The organism is Fibrobacter sp. UWCM (assembly GCF_900129735.1).
Lineage (GTDB): Bacteria > Fibrobacterota > Fibrobacteria > Fibrobacterales > Fibrobacteraceae > Fibrobacter.
The window spans coordinates 43548-60295 of the sequence record NZ_FQWR01000015.1 but is presented as its reverse complement, the minus strand read 5'-3'; the positions used below and the strand labels follow the sequence as shown (position 1 = coordinate 60295).

Genomic DNA, 16748 nt, shown 5'->3' with positions numbered 1-16748 from the left:
TAGTGCGCATGGCCACCTCGGTGGGGATCTCTTTTGTTGGCTTCGTGCATGCCCCGCACGCTCACACGATCACTTTGTTCAAGTGTTCCGTAGCGATTCGTTCGCACTAAAACTTTGAATAAACATTCTGGTTTGTGCTCACTCTTGCAACCACGCCCAGTTAATACTGGGCGCTTGTTGCTCACAAGCGGGTATGCTACTTCGCAAAAAAACATGTCGCATATACAAAAAAGTGTGTGGCGGGAGGAAACCCTTGTGACTGTTAGTCCCTGCGGGTTTCCTTTAAACGGTATTTTTTCTCGTAACGTGAACTTTTCTACTGTTTACTTATTTTGTATTTTCTTCTACATGAAGAGAAAATATCTTATTCTAGTTGCGGCGTTGTTCGCTGTTCCGGCTCTTGCCGGGGAATCAATTCCTCAAGAACGCTTTGTCATTGACGTGGGTGGCGGCTTTGCGACTTACTCAAGCCTTGCCGTTCTGGGCGGATCGCTGGAAGATTTCGATTATTGCAATAATGGGAAATGCGACGTTCCCGACGAAGTTGACTTTGAAACGAACTATGCGGTAGCGAGCCTAGGCGCACGCTACGTCTTTACCCCTCATATTGAGGCGGGTCTTGCGGCCTCTTACGAGTACTACAGTTCCTATGAAAGCGTTTGCGAAGGCACCGACCATGAAATGTACTGTAAGGCGGGCGATTTCCTGGACCACCACCTGTTACACATTGCGGTCGAGGGCAAGTTCAACTGGTTTACGCTCTTTGATTTTTTAAGGCCATACAGTCGCATAGGCGTCGGAGCCTTGCTTGAATTTGACAGCGGGCTGGAAAGCGTCGGATTGCCTTCTGTCCAGTTGACACCTGTGGGTCTGGAATTCCTGTTCCCGTATGTGAGCGTTTACGCAGAGCTGGGCGCGGGCTATCGCGGCTTTATGAGTGGCGGCATCGCGTTTAGAATTTAAAGCCCGCGTTCGAGCGAGTAATCCGAAATTTTGAGCAATGTATCGAGGGTCGCAGAAAGGCGGCCTTCTTCATTTTGCAACTTGCCGGTGAGCTCGTTTTCCTGGCGGGTGTCGCTGTCGGCAAAGATGTGCGTCTCGTCCTGGGCGGGGTACTTCGCGATAAAGCGGTAACCGTCGAGCCCGATGGCGGCATAACCCGAATACGCCCCGAGGGAAAGGCCTGCGAGCGGTTCGGGCACGGAATCCTCCGCGGTTGGTGAGCCTGTCGAACCACCACGCAGCAAGTTATGCCCCATGAAAATATTCGGCACGGCAAAGCCGGCGAGTTCAAGCACGGTGGGCGCGATGTCAATCTGAGCGGCAGGAGTCGTGTCACGGACGGCATCGAGCCCCTTCCCGTGAATAAAGAACGGAATCCAGCTCACGTTCGAAAATCCGCCGCCGTTCATAGTAGAAACGCCGTTTTCACCCAGGGGGAATCCGTGGTCGGCCATGATAATCACGTAGGTGTTCTTGTACCATTCCTCGTTTTCGACTGCACGAATAAAGCGGGCGATTTGCCTGTCGGCGTAACCCATGGTCACGTTGATGCGCTCCTGCAGCGGGCGGCTCTTTTCTTCGTCGGTCATGCCCGCGGCAAAGTTGAACGGGTAATGGTTGGAACGCGTCATGAGCGTTGCAAGGAAGGGCTTGCCTTCTTTAGAAAGCGTGTCGCGCACGTATTCAATCGCGTTGTCGATGAAGGTGGAATCGTCTTCGCGTTCGCGGTTGTAATGCTGTTGCGTGTACCACTTGGACATCCAAACGCCCAGGTTATCCCAGGCGGGGTCGGCGGCGGACATGTAATGCGTGCTGTAGCCGTTTTCTGTCAGTACCTGCACAAAGCTCGGGAGCGTTACGTGCGCGAGGTCTGTTGCCTGCGCGAGCCTGGAATGGTGCGGAATGCCGATGTGCGTCGAGAGTACGCCGCCGGTAGTGGGCACGCCGCTCGTATGCATGCGCATCCACACGTGGGAATGTGCCGCGAGCGAATCCATGAACGGCGTGGGCGAGGGCTGGATTTGCGGGTTCATGTAGCCCGTATTGCGCCCGCGCTGCGATTCCATGAGCACCAATATAAAATTCGGCTGCATTTCGCGCTGGGCCTGGAGCTTTTCGCTTTGGAGTAGGGCCTGCGTCGGTTCGCGATAGAGTGGCAGGTGGTTGCCCGCGTCGCTGTCTGTAAAGGTCCAGTCGGAATCGCCCTCGATTTTTTGCCACAGGTTCTGGTAGGCCGTGCGATAAGTGCCCAGGTCGGCGTCTGTAAGGCCGCTCGCTTTTTTTGCAACAAACAGGTCGTTATAAATCAGCGAAACAACCGGACGGAGCTTCGTCATGCGGGCGTTTCCTGTCCAGATAAAGTAAACAAACAGGTATGAGGCGATGTAGAAAATGAGCATCGCGATGACGGATTTCTTGACGTAGAAGCGATTCTCGCTTAAGCCTTCGCGGGAACGGTACCACTTGCAAAGCAATTTGTAAACACCGTATGTTAGCGGGAGCATAAGAGCCAACACCACAAACTGCAGGTATGGTACAGAAAGGTCGTTTGCCACGTAGTCGTAGAACACGATGATGGAGGACGTGTCCTTGTAGGTGTCCACAAGCCCGAAAGTCAGGTGACCGCCCAGGAATCGCTGCGTCTCGTTGTCCAGAAGCGTCAGGAGCAAAATTGCGGTATGGAAGACGGCGTAGAGAATGGTCGTGACTTTTGTGACTACCGCGACTCTGCGGGTGGCGGCATTCCCTGTCCCGATTGCATTAGAGCCGCTAGCGATGCGGACAGCGATTCCGCCCAGAATCAGGAATACCACGAGGGCGTTCACAATCCACATGAAGTCAATGCACACCGCATGGAAAATGAACCAGTCCGGCTTAGAGACGAACGGGAAGCCGTAGGGGTTGCTGCGGAACAGGAGCAGTACGCGCAAAATGATGTGCGTGACCCATGCCGCAAGTGAAATCAGCACGAGGTTCTGCAGAGGGGCGACACTAGCCCCTATTTTCTTCAATACGTTTAAAAAAGCCGGTTTCATACTTGGCCTTTGTTACAAATTTGTCTATAGAGATCCAGCTGCCGTTTGAAGCAGTCGTTCCAGCTGAACTTTTCGGCGTATGCGCGGGCCTTCTGCTTCATGGCCGCCATATCGCTGTGGTAGAGTTCCACGATGGCGTCGGCGAGCGCTTCGGGCGTGCGCTCCTTGAGGATTATGCCCGCACCGCTTTCGGTAACGTGCTCGAATGCGGCCCCCGCGGAGGCCCCGATTTGCGCGTTCCCGCTTGCCATGCTTTCAAGAATCGAGAGCCCGAAGGTCTCCCAGCCCGAAAGTGCCAACCCCAGGTCTACGCTCGCGTAGTAGCGCGCCATCTCGTCGATGGAATTCACGAACCCGATGTAGCGGATATGCTCGTGCTTGCTTGCCGCTTCTTCGACAAGCGGGAGGCTCGGTCCCGTGCCCGCGAATACGATGGCGGGCTCGTGCCCGAGCTTTTGCGTGAGAATGTCGTAGGCCCCGAGTACGAGGTCGATTCCCTTCTCGTTGCAATGCCTGTGCGGGAAGAACATCGTGAGTCTTTTGGGATTGCCCGCCTTGAGTTCGGCAACCAGCGATTCGTCGCGCTTTGTGGGCGAGAACATCTCGATGTCGCATCCCAGCGGAATCCACCGCGGGTCGGGCAGGTTGTTCTTGCGCAGCCTTGCCATCGCCTCCTTCGAGGATGCCTGGATGCAGTCGAATCCCTTGAATTCCTTGCGGGCGTACCAGAACGCTTCCTTGCGGGCGAACGTGCCGAGACCCACTCCGAGTTTTTTCGCGACGGGGCGGCCCACGTAGGTCACGGGGAAGTCCGCGTGCCAGAACCCGACCAGTTTCGATTCGGGGCTCACTCGCCTTGCCGCGCGTCGCACTACCGTCGGGAGAATATAGGGCGAACCCACCTCGATTATATCGGGCTTGTATTTCGCGAGTACGGGCTCTACCTGCGAGAGTTTCCAGATAAAGCGGTATTCCCAGTTACCCGGGAACTTGAACGCCTGCACGTGCTCGATGACGAGGCTTTTGCTCTTGACTTCGGTAAACGTTTTGGAATCGGGCATCACGAATACGGAAAGCACGCCCGCTTCAGGGCTCGTGCTTGCAAGCTTTTCGTAGAACGCCATCTTTTGCAGGTGGTAACGGCGCACGCCGCCGCCCGAGGGGCTCCAGAAGTTGTTGAAGTCCACGATGGTGAACATCAGGCTTCCTGGATGCGGTTGGACTGCGGGTCTATCGAGAGCTTGCCGTTGTAGAAGTTGTTGTTGCCGAGTCGCTTGGAATTGACATTCAGCGCAAGTTCGCCGTCCTTGGATTCAAGCCAGTAGATGGCGTCGGAATCGCGCAGGTAGGCGCGCGGCGCGATAAGCGCTCCGTTCTCGTCTACAATCTCGCCGCCGATGAACAGCGGGATGTCGAGCGTCTTGTAGATGTCGAGCATTACGGAGGAACGCCTCTCGTGGATGTCGGCGAGGTCGGGGCGGTCGGTCACCTTGAAGTGGTCGATGCCGTCGATAATCACGACGAGGCCCGCGTGTTCGCGCTGTTCTTCCTTGAGCGTGGCGAGCAGTTCCTTGTTGTCGAACGAGGGCTGGTCTTCCCAGATTTCCAGGCGGTTGTCGCGCACGTAGCCCATGAGGGCGCGCGTCGCCTCAAGAATCCTCGCGTTGACCTCTTCGTCCGTGTTCTTCTTGCGCACGTCGAGCACCGAAAGCCCGGTGAGCATCGCGACCATGCGGTCGAATATCTGGCGGCGCGGCGTCTCGAGCGCGATGTAGATGAGCTTGATTTCCTTGTTGGTCTCGATGAGGTCAAGCGCGAAACTCGAGAGCAGGGAAGTCTTCAGGTTGAACGGGTTCGACGACACGTAGAAGATGCCGGACTGGATGCCGTCGATATCCCTGGACAGCTGCGGGAACGTGTTGAGCGGGTAGCCCACGCTTTCGTCGGGCGGGCAGCCCATCGCAGTGTCGAAGTTCTCCTTGATGTCCTGCAGCAGCATGGAACGGCGGTGCGTGTGGACCGTATCCTCTTCCGTCTCGTTGATGAGGTTCAGCAGGTGGTCTGCGCCGTAGTTGCGCACGAGCAGGTCTACCGTCTCGTCTTTCGGGAGCACGATGGACTTGAACTTGAGCCCCTGAGTTTCCGCCATCTTCAGGTAGTCCTGGATGCGGTATTCCTGGCTCCTGCGGTTCGCGTCGCGCCTGAGGATGAGGGTCACGGAGTTTGCCCCGCAAGCCTTGAGCTTGTACAGGTGGCTCATCGTGAGGTCCTGGTACATCGTGGATACCACGCCGGGGATGCCCGCGAGGTCTGCGGTCAGAGCATCGAACATGCCTTCCACTATAATCGGGTTGTCGTTGTCGGGCTGGATGTTGAACGGGATGTCGACCGGGCCCGAGGCGTACGAGATGTAGGGGTTGTGCACTCCGTCATCTTCCATGGAGCGCCCGTACACGGAGTGGATGAGCCCCTTGGAGTTGCGTGCCGGGATAGTGATGCGCGGTTCGTGGTAGGCCTCGAGGTTGTCGAGGTAGAACGATACCTGGTGGCGCTCGATGCCCGAAAGCATGCAGTAGCTGTAGAAGGGTTCCGGGTCGCCGCTGTAGTAGCCGAGACCGTAGAGCTGTGCCTGGCCGATGCTCCAGCCGCGGCTCTCGAAGAATTCAGCGGAAGAGGGGCTCTTGCAGGCGGCCCAGTGGCAGTAGCGTACGAAGTTCTCGAGCACGCGGGACTTCTCGCCGCCGATTTCCTTAATCCACGGATGTTCGTCGGGGTCGCTGTCCTGCTCGTGTTCCTGGGCTCCCAGGAATTCCATGGCTTCGGCGCGGGCGGCGGGCTCTTCGAGCCCGTTGAAACGGCTGCGCATCACGAATTCGACCAGGTCGCCTTCGCTGCCGCACTGCAGGCAGCGGTAACGCCAGTAGCCCAGCGCGTCGTAGAAGAACAACGACGTCTCTTCGGGCGAATGGAACGGACAGCACGAAATAAGGTTACGGCCCCAGCGGTTCAGGGGTACGCCCAGCTGCCGCGGGTGAGTCTTCTTGCGCATGATACCGGTGTGTTCTTGATCGACGACCATATAAAACCTCTCAATGAAAATCTAATAAGAAAATGCACCGGTCTTATGCTGGATTTAGTATTTTCTGCCTAAAAAAGGCGAATTGTTTACTCCAAGTTTTGTAAATAATTCTGACCCTTTATTCTATATCAAGAACATCCTTGACACAACGGACAGAATGCACCATACTCTTATCTTCTGGAGACAAGGCTCCACTAAGAGGATAGCCCTCCGAATATTCTAGCGAATAAGGACTAAAAGCATCCCGGAAAGCCATAGTATTACTTTTTTCCGTTGCCAACCAAAAATTCGAAGACCCCCAAATTTCCTCTTTCTCATCCTCAAAATATTCTAGTAATTGCTCTTTCGCAAAGCCGCTTCCGTCTCTTAAGCGCCAAAACAGCAGTTTGTAATATTCGTTGTAAGTAGGAAGTCTCCATTCTTCGGGGCAAATCCCCCGAATATTTCTTTCGGACGTACATTTAACCCATTTATCGTCTGTAGCGAAATAGCCGCACCCCTTGGCATCCTCACTAAATACAGCCGCACTATCTATTGCCGCAGACCACAAATACAGCCTTCCATATCTTTTGCAGGTTTCCGGATCATTATCACCGCACCAGCTTGATGAATCCTCGGTAGAAGTTGGCTGTAGATAAGCATAGTTCAAATTCTCTGCCATCCATATTTGTTTTGGATAAAATTTGTCGTATAGCGTTCCGCTGATAGTCATTGTCTTATAAACATGTCCGTCACGCTCGTCAGTCATTTCTCCATAGGAGATATAGAGACCCACTGATGACGAACTTGAATTAACGCTGACTGACGACGAGCTAGAAACAACAGCGGCTCCATCAGAGGACTTGCCCTTGAGACAGCGCACATTAAGTAGTGTTTTCTTCAAATCAGATTTTGGACTTGCCATCATTGATTTATGCTCCTCCGTCATATTTAAACCCATATAAAATGCATCTTGGTCATTTTCTTCCGTTGACAACCAAAAAGTTGAACGCCCGAATAAGTCCAAGTCACTATTATGCATCATAGCATAGATCATATTTTTTATCTCGTTATTATTCGGCAAATGCCATCCCGCAGGACATATTCCACGTACAGGCGAAGCAGGAACACATACCAGGCCATCCCCGCACCCTAGACCATTCAAAGAAAAGTTTCCGGCGCTGTCCATCGCCGCACTCCATGAATATAATCCATCATATTTTGCGCAGTCGTTAACGGATTCATCAAAGCACTGTTGATTTACAATTTCATACATTAGATCCTGCGCCATCCATAACTGTTCTCCAATTTCTATTACCCTGTAAACATTACCATCACGTTTGTCTATAACAAAGCATTCATTTTCGACACAGAACTCCTCACTTGACGTATCTGATTCTGCAGAAGACGGTTGATTTTCCTGGCTCGTAGTCTCACTAGAACTAACTTTATCAAAACTAGAGGAACTACTTTCACTTTTTCCTACAGGATGCAGGATAGGTTCCGAAGTTCCTCCGTCGCCGCAGGCGACAAGGAACAATACGAAACAAATTATCAAAAGAATGCTACGCATTTAATCACTCACAGACGTCAATATACACAATTATGGACCATAAAATTCTATAGTCTGAAGACGAATTCCCCCATAGGCCTCATCCTTTACTTTTTTATATATAATTCTGACTTTTTTCCCATTAAGCGAAGCCGACATGGCAAGGGAACCCGTCAATGTCAGGGAAAGCGGTGTCGCTTCATACTCGTCTTCAACTAAAAAGAATGTCGTATACAGAGGTTCCGTATTAGAGGGTGCATCATATACGACAAGGCGGCTAGTTTCAAGAGAATTACATGCCGCATTTAAAGATATATTTAAATACAGCATGCTCTTTTCGCCGGCCACATTGAAACCGACATTGCATACGAACACGTTTTCTCTTGAGCACGAGCCCTCCGGAATGGTTGATATAGATAATGAATCCGGAATGCCCGAAATATTACATCGCTCGAAGTTCTGGGCAACGGCAAAGACTGCCAAAGCTAGAATCAAAACCATTGTTTTTTTCATGGATTACCTCCCATCTTTTTTGTAAATTCGAACGGCATTTTCAGAACCGACATCGGGTACACCTTTATTTTCGTAACGCCGAATCCCCAGCCCTGCGAATTGTCGTTGTCACTATGGAGTACGACCGTAAGCAACCTTGAGCGGAATTTCAGCCTTTTCCCGGCCAGCTGGTTCTCGACGTAAGTTCCCAATAGGGTTCCATTCTCATCAAAGAGTTGAATATTATCCCCGGCACCGACAAATGTGCGTTCGTCAAACGTGACGTAGGATATGGCGTCATCGCCAAGTACATACGAACAGCGGTATGTCGTCTGCGGGGCATAATCATGAACGACGCTGCAAAAATTACTCTCCTTAAGGGCAAAATCGCTGACAAGTGTCGCCACCTGTGCGCTGCTGTCTGCATTGTTGTAATCCTCGAGTCGCCTGCCCATCACGACAACCTGCCACCGTCCCGGCTCAGGATTATCCACATCGACCACTTCCACATTGTTCAGGTGGTCGAAGCACGCCTCATCGAACCTGTCGCCCGAACCACAGCCGTTGTATGCATCGTGGACATTTCCTTCCAGGATTCTTTCAAACCCCGTCGCTACATCGGAGTGATTTCCACTTGTGTCAATGTATTCCGTCGGCAATGAGTCTAGCCTCCAGGGATAGTGGTATTCACCAGACGGACTCACCAGATACATATCCAGATCGTTGACTAGCTTGGATTCCTTGAAATTCAGCGAATCCGTAGCCTTGCCCCTTTCACCGGGAGCATCATCCCATACCAAGGTCACCCTAAGTCGGTTTTGCGCACTGTCGACAACAGTTGTCCACCGCTTTTCGAAACCGTTCCCAATTTCTATTTCACGGAACCTAGCAAACTCCTTCGTATTCTTGTTGTAATCAGAAATCAAATCCAGCGCCGCCTTGCCATCGACATAACCCCAGCCTGTCGCAAAATCGGGGCCCTTGCCATAGGGGGTATAGTGAGGCGTACCATCGTGATGTGCTGCATACAGATCCGGATTGCCAGAAAAATGGGCCTGCTCTGAATCTTCCATATCTATTGCTGTATGAATCAGGAGCGCCTTGACGGTAGAATTTCGCATCGAATGCCTGTGCAGTGAATCGCCAGTAGTATCGCGGAACTTCTGGTACATGAGGGCAGCGATACCGCTTACAAAGGGGGCTGCAGCAGAAGTGCCTCCTTCTACGGGGAAAATGTATCCACAGCGACTGGAGTCGCAGACTGTGGGAACAACAATACCGCGAATAAAACTGAAATCGAGTCGAAGGTAATATGCATCAATACTACTATCTAGAGCACTTAATGAAAAACGCGTTGTATCATAATTATTATGCGACTCCCAGATAGCCGGGACACTTACATGCCAAACTGTATCCGAAAAATCTTCATTCGGATATACGCCGCCAAGAGAATCAATCAGATTATCGGGAGGACGATAGAAGGCGTATTCATGCGTGCCAAAGAACACATTTCCATAGATATAGTTGTTATCTCCCCATCCATTCCCTTTGTGGAACCGGACTTCAATTTCGTCTGTCGGCTTGATATCATATTTCTTGTCAAGTTTCCAGCCTACGGTTATACCTAGATGCATTGTCGTTTTGCTGACATATTTATAGGCTTTGTTTCCATCCCCTATGTAAAGAAGAGAATCTTCCGAAAAGCCATGTTCCGATATGGTTAGATCATTTTCAATCGGGTCTATAATCAGATAATGATTCGCGCTGTCCTTTCTGTATGCTTTCACGTAATCAATCAGTATTTCAACAGTATGATCCTCGTTAGCGACGATTTGGCTTGTTGCTCCTGGTGCCATTACGTCTGGTTTGATTCGCCCATCCCATGTAGGGCCCATACTGGAATGGTGAAAACGGACTTTTTCTTCGCTGGTCATGTTTCCCACGACAATAGCATTCTTTGAATTGGATAGAACCGAGTGATAACTACGGTGTATGCCATATTTGTAGGAAGGATCCCCCTCGTTGTCTCCGTTATTACCAGCAGCAAATACAACAGTCTTAGTTAAAGTATCTCCCTCAACACATTTTTTAGGGTGCACTTCGTCATTTAAATCAACATTTGTGCAAATACTTTTCCAATTTTTATGGATTGCTGCATCTATAAAATAATCGTCATTTACATACCTCGCGTTGTCACTGTCTGTTATGTGAGAGTGATTTGCAACATGTCCAACCTGGGTGCGGACATTGGCATATCCTTGATGGTAATGAATTTTGGGAGCAATTCCCCTATACCTATACTCGCCCGAATTGTTTCCATTTCCGCCAATGATGCCAGCCACATTTGTTCCATGCAAAGAACTTGCAGAATTTTTCAGTATTTTCGAGCCATTATAAATCCCGTAATATTCTTTTTCATCAAAATCTCTTTGAACACTATTCCCTGCTGAATCATACTCGTTAAAATCAGGGTGATCAAAGTCAATTCCTAGATCATACACCCCCACTACAATCCCATCCCCCGTATACTCCACGCCGGAAAGCCACTCCCTCGTGGCACGATCCATTTGAAGAGCGTGTTGCCATGCGGTGTCGTTGTTCTGCAAGCTGGATATATTGACGGCATCACGGTCAACGGCACTGCTAGCCAAGCCCAGTTCATGCTGCACAGCCAAGCCATCGATATTCCGGCTTTGCGCAAGGCACTGGAGCGAATCCTTCCGAACCCTAGCAATTAACAATCCGCGGGCAACGCCAATATCGTCGCCCCCACATGCAGCAACTTCTTCAACGCACGTATTGACGGAAACATCAGGCCAGCAGTAGATTTCCATGTCAATCCTTGATGAATCTACGTATAAACTATCCTGATAGAACTCAATCTCTACCGGAGTGGAATCATCTACGGCAACCGTGTTGTAGAACCCCGCAATCAGGCTGTCCAGCAGACTCTTCTGCACATCGGTTTCGCTACGAAACAGGGCGAGAGTCTTGCCCTGGTGCCTACCTACGGAGTGCTTGACGATTCCACGCTCGGCAAGCAGGTCCCGCTCCTTCGGCGAGATGGGCATATCTTTTATTAACCAGAACCGCCCTGCCGGGACAACCTCGGCAGTATCGCCATTATATCGTTCGACCGTAAAATTGCTCCCACGGTCAGTCCACAGCACAACATCGGATGTATTCTGGTTGCCGCCTAGTGGGTCTGAGCCCCAAATAATATTGTGCGATGCGTCATAGACCGCCATGAAGTAGTTCGGCTCGTAGACCTCGGCATTATGCTGGTATGACCAGTCGTTAGACGAATCCCAGCCCATCAAAAAACCTTCGCTATAGATGCGGCAATGAATTTCAACGGAATCCCCAGGGAAAAGAAGACCGTGAAGGGAGAACTTGACTACAGTGTATTGCCCCGCCTGCACCACGGATGCCGTTACGGGATTTAGACCGGAGGAAACATCCACTTCAGCCCCAAGCGGAGCCTGAGCAGCATAATAATTGATTTCGGGATTTAGGACAGGCGCAGTTGACGTGTTCGTAAGTCTAAATCGGTAATTGACGAAGTTCCATGCCGTTACATGTCGGTCGCTTGTCAACAGCACCGAAGGGCTCGACCAGACTAAGCCGAACATCAAAAAAAAGTATATGGCAAAAAAGCGTTTCATGTTCTGTCCGATTACACTCTTCTCCTAAACTATATTTATAAGCCTAAAAAGTCAATCCCCGCGATATAACAACTATTCTATTTATCTATTTTAAAGCGCATGATAATTCTAGGTATCGACCCCGGCTCCATCACGACCGGGTACGCCTTCCTGCAGGCGGAATCCGGGCACACGAAAGTGCTCGAATACGGGGTGTTGCATGCCCCGGCGGGCCGCTCTGTGGAAGACCGCCTGCTCCATATCGTTACGGAACTGGAATCAAGGCTCGATACGTACAAGCCCGACTCGCTTGCCATGGAAGGCGTGTTCTTTGCGAAGAACGCGAAGAGCGCTCTGGTGCTGGGGCACATACGCGGGGCTATCCTGGCAGCCTGCCGCAAGCGCGGGATGACATTCAACGAGTACCCGCCGAAGGTGGTGAAGCAGGCCGTTACGGGTGACGGGAGTGCGGCCAAGGAGCAGGTGGCGAACATGATTTTCGCGCGACTCGGGATAGAACCTTCCGACTTGCCGCTCGATGCCTCCGACGCGCTCGCGATTGCGTGGACGCACGCGAACCCGGCCCCGCTCACGGCGGCGCTGGCTCCGCATGCAAAGAGGCCCGCCGGCCGCAAGAAAAAGGCGAGTGTCGCCGACTGGAAGGCACTTATCGAGAAGATGGGAGGGAAGTTGCCGTGAGCTTTATGAATATGGAATCTGCGGACCTTTTGCCTTACGGCCTTGGCTCGCCCGAATTGGTTGAATTCCAGAATGGTTACTTTGTCTGCAAAGATATATGCAGTGACCTCGCGCGTTTCGCCGCCCTCCTGAAAGAAAACGGATTCAGGCTGCGTCTGGAATCGGCATACCGCCCGTTCGAGAAGCAACTCTCCATCTGGAACCGCAAGGCCCGCGGGGAACTCGCCCTGCTCGACGAGTTCGGCAAGCCGATGCAGCGCCCGCAGGACGAGGAAGAACTGATGTACGCTATCCTCACGTGGTCGGCACTGCCGGGCGCGAGCCGCCACCACCTGGGTACGGATATCGACGTGGTAGACGGTAATGCCTGCCCCGAGGGTTACGAGGTACAGCTCACGCCCGACGAATGCACGGGAATGTTCGCCAAGTTCCACAAGTTCCTGGACGCGCGCTTTGCCGCAAACGAGGCCTTCGGGTTCAGTCGCGTGTTCGTGCCCGGCCGCGGGAAAATCAAGCCCGAGGGCTGGCATATCGCGCACCTGCCCACGTCGCGCCGCCTGCTGGATGGCTTCTCGCTCGATACCCTGCGCAAGATCTACGAAGCTACGGATATCGCCTGCAAGCGCGTCATTCTCTCGCGTCTCGATTCCCTCGCAGAAGACTTCATTTACCCCTACTTTATCTAGACTCTCATGGCCTGCATGGAATTCACTCCGGAACATCGCGGCATTGTCCGCCTCGAAGCCCGCGAATACGGCCGCTCCGTACTGGGGGCGCCGCTCCTTTACTACCCGTGCCGTAGCGCCTGCAGGCTTCTCGTATTCGCCGCGATTCACGGTGAGGAGCCCGAAACGACGTTCCTGCTGAGCCGCTGCCTGCGCGCCTTCGACACGAACTTCGAGCACGTGGCCTTCGTGCTGTGCGCGAACCCCGACGGTGCCACTCTCGGGACCCGCGGGAACGCGAACGGGGTGGACCTGAACCGCAACTTCGCGACTTCGAACTGGAACCCGGCCCACGTGCAGTCGCGTTCCATCCTGGAATCCGCCCGAGATACGCTTTTAAGCCCGGGGAAGGCCCCCGGCAGCGAGCCCGAGACGCAGGCGCTTGTCGCCCTCATAGAGTCGCTGAAGCCGGAGTCCGTAATTGCGATGCATTCCCCCATCGGGTGCATCGACGCCCCCGCACGCACGCCCCTCGTGGAGCGGTTGCAGGGAGCCCTGAACCTCCCGTGGAAACCCGATATCGGTTACCCCACGCCGGGCAGTTTCGGGACATGGTGTAGCGAACACCGGGTTGAATGCATAACGCTAGAGCTCCCGCGCCTGGCGCCGGAGCTCCTGTTTGAACGTTACGGTGAATCTTTCGCGCGATTCCTCGCGGCGCAAGACTAGTTCTCGGCCTTCGCGGCCTTTGCTTCCTCGATAATGTTCTTGCGCTGGATAAGCCCGACGGCAAGGCCGATGGTCATGTAGCAGGCGACGAGCACGAGCAGGAACTCGAGGATAATCATCTTCTCTGTGATGAACAAGAAACCGCAGACGTAGGTAATCACGATAAGCACTGCCTGGAAGATGTTGAAAGCCTTGTTCTTGCGGGGCTGCAACTTGGGGAGGAACAGCGGGGCGACCATCAGGAGGCCCGTGACAAACAGGACTGCGACAGGCAGATAGAGGGCGGAACTGTCGGCATTCTGGAACAGGCCCACGTTCTTGAGGAACACGATGAGGATGGAGTTGATGGCACCGACGAACGTGGTGGGGACTCCGGAGAAGTGGTGGTGGTAGCTATCGCTATCGCAGGCGTTGTACTTGGCGAGGCGCATGGCGGCACAGAGTACGTAAACGGAGAACGCGATGACCATCAGGGGGATGTTCGCCTCGAAGAATGTGGGGGCAAGGTTCTTGTAGGCAAAGAGGATGCAGAAGGCGGGTGCGAGGCCGAACGCGATAAGGTCGGCGAGGCTGTCGAACTGCGCTCCGAATTCCGAACTCGCGTTCACGAGGCGTGCGGCAAAACCGTCGAGTTTGTCGAGCAGGACGCACAGGATAATGAAGTAGGCGCCCATGAGAATCGGGTCGGCGGTGGCGAATGCCCCGGTGGTCCAGCAGATAGAAAATACACCCAGAAGGAAATTTAAGCTCGTAAACAGGTTCGGCAAAATAAAGCGAGTCTTACCCACGATAGTCTCCTTAGTTTTCACTACATGTTAAAGATATAAAAATATTCTCTATAGCGTTAGTGCTAGAAAGGGGCTCGCTTGCAAGTGTGCGACGAGATGCGTAATTGTGCGATGAAAAGCAAGTAAAAGCAGGCCTGGAATAAAAAAAAGAGGCTAGAAACTAGCCTCTGTATTTAAATGTCTGCGCTGTCTACTTGACCGGCTGAATTTCCCACAGTGCCTTCACGCCTGCGGCGACAATCAGGTGCTGCGGCGGTGCGTAGGGGTTCTCTTCGGTGGGGAAGTTTGTCCAGTGCTTGGTGGAGAACTGGTAGTACTGCGTGGGGCGGTACATGACCGGGAGAACCGGTATGGTTTCCATGAAGATCTTGTTCAGTTCGCGGTATGCCTTCTTGAGTTCATCCTCGGAGGCAATCGTCGGGATTTTCGCGAGCAGCTTGTTCGCCTCGTCGTTTTTGTAGCGACCCTGGTTCGAGAATGCGTCCTCGCCGACGGGCTTCAGGGCGACGTTCCCCATCACCTGGTCAAAGCGCGTCCACGGGGTGGCTGCGGAGAGTTCCGCGGTCTGCGTCTTCATGGCGAGGTCGAACGTGCACTGGCGCAGGTCCTTGTCCCATACGCTGTAGTCCACGAAGTTCTGTTCGGCAGTGACACCGATTTCGCCGAAGGATTCCGCGACGACCTTGATGACGTCTTCCCAGTCAGTCCAGCCCTGCGGGCATTCGAGGCTGATGGGGCGTACAGGCTTGCCGTGCTTGTCCACGAGCTTGCCTTCGGTATCCCAGGTGTAGCCTGCGGCGGTAAGGATTTCCTTCGCTTTCTCGATGTTGTAGGAATAACCGAACTTGTCGGCATCTTCCTTGTTGAAGAAGCGCGCCTCGGGGCCGAACGGCAGTATGAAGCCTGCCTGGATTGCCGGCGTGTAGTTCGATATGGCGCGGGACTTGATCTTCTCGAAGTTCACTGCGTGGGCGAGGGCCTGGCGGAATGCCGGGTCGTTGAACGGTTCGACCTGGTGGTTGATGATGAGCGTCGTGATGGAACCCGGAAGGTGATAGGGTTCCTCGCGGCTCCAGGCGCGGATGTTATCCTTCGCCTTGTTCCAGATCTGCGGCAGGAAGATGGAGGACACGTCGAGGTGGCCCTTCGTCATCGCGCTGTTGAAGTGGTTGTTGCCGTTGTAGAGCGAATGGATAATATACTTGGGCGCAGGCGCCTTGCCGCCGTGGTTCACGTTGCCCCAGTAGCTGTCGTTGCGCTCGAGCACAATCTTGTCGGGCGAGAACGTCTTGAGGTTGTACGGGCCCGAGACGACCGGCGAATTGTCGTTCTTGAATTCCACGACCTTGCCGAAGTTGTAGGCCTTGCCCTCCTTCGCGCCCTCGATAATCGGTTCAAAGACCGACTTCGGAAGGATGGACGTTTCGGCAATAGCGTTCAGGATTATGAGCGGGTTCTTGTTCTTCTTGTTGAAAAGGAACGTGATGTTGTTGCTATTGTCTGCCGTGACGGAGGTGAGATATTCCCAGTTGCCGTGACGCGGCGTGGGGAGAATGGAATCGATATGGAACGAGTAGATGACGTCGTCGACGGTAACGGGGGTGCCGTTGTTCCACTTGGCATTCTTGTCGAGGTGAACCACGATGCTGGAATCCGTCCTCGTGAAGGAATCGGCGAGCATCGGTTCGAGCTTGTCGGTAATCTGGTTGTAGGTGACGAGCGTCTCGTACATCAGGCGGACGTTTCCGTCGATGGGGAAGTTCGGGTCGTAGTCCAGCGGGTTGAACGTCGTGGGCGGGGCCCAGTCGAAACCGCCGATATACAGTGTCTCTGCGCGCGGGTATTCGGAGTTTTCTGCGACGGATTTATCGGCTGATTCCTTTTCGCAGGCCACGAATACGCCCGCCAGGATTACCAGCGAGCCGGCCACGGCTTTATGCATTATTTTGACAAAATCGCTCATAATATTAAAATCTAGTGAGAATGTTAGAAAATTGCTACTAAATTTTCTTTACAGTAATTCCAAAGTGGAATAAATTGCCCCATTTTTGCAAATATCTCCAATTATTTACAAAAAGTGATG

The 16748-nt window shown here is 52.9% G+C and carries 12 protein-coding genes; 4 read left to right on the top strand and 8 right to left on the bottom strand.

Translation table 11 applies throughout. The features are described 5' to 3' along the window. Positions 1-306 precede the first annotated feature (306 nt). Positions 307-963, top strand: a complete 657-nt coding sequence (locus tag BUB22_RS10625; protein WP_139258965.1) for a hypothetical protein — start codon at positions 307-309, stop codon at positions 961-963. On the opposite strand, the gene BUB22_RS10620 is transcribed toward BUB22_RS10625, so the two are convergent. The 6 genes from BUB22_RS10620 to BUB22_RS10595 all read right to left on the bottom strand — a co-directional run bounded on the left by BUB22_RS10620 (position 960) and on the right by BUB22_RS10595 (position 11805). Then, complete coding sequence (locus tag BUB22_RS10620) at positions 960-3014, bottom strand: LTA synthase family protein (RefSeq protein WP_175547283.1); 2055 nt, start codon at positions 3012-3014, stop codon at positions 960-962. The genes BUB22_RS10625 and BUB22_RS10620 overlap by 4 nt on opposite strands. 20 nt (positions 3015-3034) lie before the next feature. Next, the gene (locus BUB22_RS10615) at positions 3035-4237 is read right to left on the bottom strand and encodes a glycosyltransferase (protein WP_073115106.1); all 1203 of its coding nucleotides are present in this window, start codon (positions 4235-4237) and stop codon (positions 3035-3037) included. Then, positions 4237-6117: a CHC2 zinc finger domain-containing protein gene (locus tag BUB22_RS10610; protein ID WP_073115105.1), complete on the bottom strand. Its 1881-nt coding sequence runs from the start codon at positions 6115-6117 to the stop codon at positions 4237-4239. Before BUB22_RS10610 ends, BUB22_RS10615 begins: the two co-directional genes overlap by 1 nt. Before the next feature lie 118 nt (positions 6118-6235). Then, a complete protein-coding gene (locus BUB22_RS10605) occupies positions 6236-7669 on the bottom strand; it encodes an FISUMP domain-containing protein (protein WP_073115104.1) in 1434 nt (477 codons plus the stop codon). A 30-nt stretch (positions 7670-7699) separates the two neighbouring features. Continuing rightward, a complete protein-coding gene (locus BUB22_RS10600; RefSeq protein ID WP_073115103.1) occupies positions 7700-8161 on the bottom strand; it encodes a hypothetical protein in 462 nt (153 codons plus the stop codon). Then, a complete protein-coding gene (locus BUB22_RS10595; protein ID WP_073115102.1) occupies positions 8158-11805 on the bottom strand; it encodes a S8 family serine peptidase in 3648 nt (1215 codons plus the stop codon). Before BUB22_RS10595 ends, BUB22_RS10600 begins: the two co-directional genes overlap by 4 nt. Before the next feature lie 99 nt (positions 11806-11904). Here BUB22_RS10595 and ruvC point away from each other — a divergent pair, with 99 nt between their 5' ends. The 3 genes from ruvC to mpaA are packed head-to-tail and all read left to right on the top strand — an operon-like array spanning position 11905 to position 13877. After that, on the top strand, positions 11905-12483 hold the full coding sequence (gene ruvC, locus BUB22_RS10590; protein WP_073115101.1) for a crossover junction endodeoxyribonuclease RuvC: 579 nt from the start codon (positions 11905-11907) through the stop codon (positions 12481-12483). A gap of 5 nt (positions 12484-12488) precedes the next feature. Then, positions 12489-13169: a M15 family metallopeptidase gene (locus BUB22_RS10585; protein WP_073115100.1), complete on the top strand. Its 681-nt coding sequence runs from the start codon at positions 12489-12491 to the stop codon at positions 13167-13169. A 6-nt stretch (positions 13170-13175) separates the two neighbouring features. Further along, entirely contained in the window at positions 13176-13877 is a 702-nt protein-coding gene (gene mpaA, locus BUB22_RS10580) for a murein tripeptide amidase MpaA (RefSeq protein ID WP_254794723.1), read from the top strand. On the opposite strand, the gene BUB22_RS10575 is transcribed toward mpaA, so the two are convergent. Both BUB22_RS10575 and BUB22_RS10570 read right to left on the bottom strand, forming a co-directional pair. Then, on the bottom strand, positions 13874-14686 hold the full coding sequence (locus tag BUB22_RS10575; RefSeq protein WP_254794722.1) for a CDP-alcohol phosphatidyltransferase family protein: 813 nt from the start codon (positions 14684-14686) through the stop codon (positions 13874-13876). The two genes, mpaA and BUB22_RS10575, sit on opposite strands and share 4 nt — an antisense overlap. Before the next feature lie 169 nt (positions 14687-14855). After that, positions 14856-16607 (bottom strand): ABC transporter substrate-binding protein, encoded by a 1752-nt coding sequence (locus BUB22_RS10570; RefSeq protein WP_139258964.1) that lies wholly within the window; start codon positions 16605-16607, stop codon positions 14856-14858. Between the last annotated feature and the right edge of the window lie 141 nt (positions 16608-16748).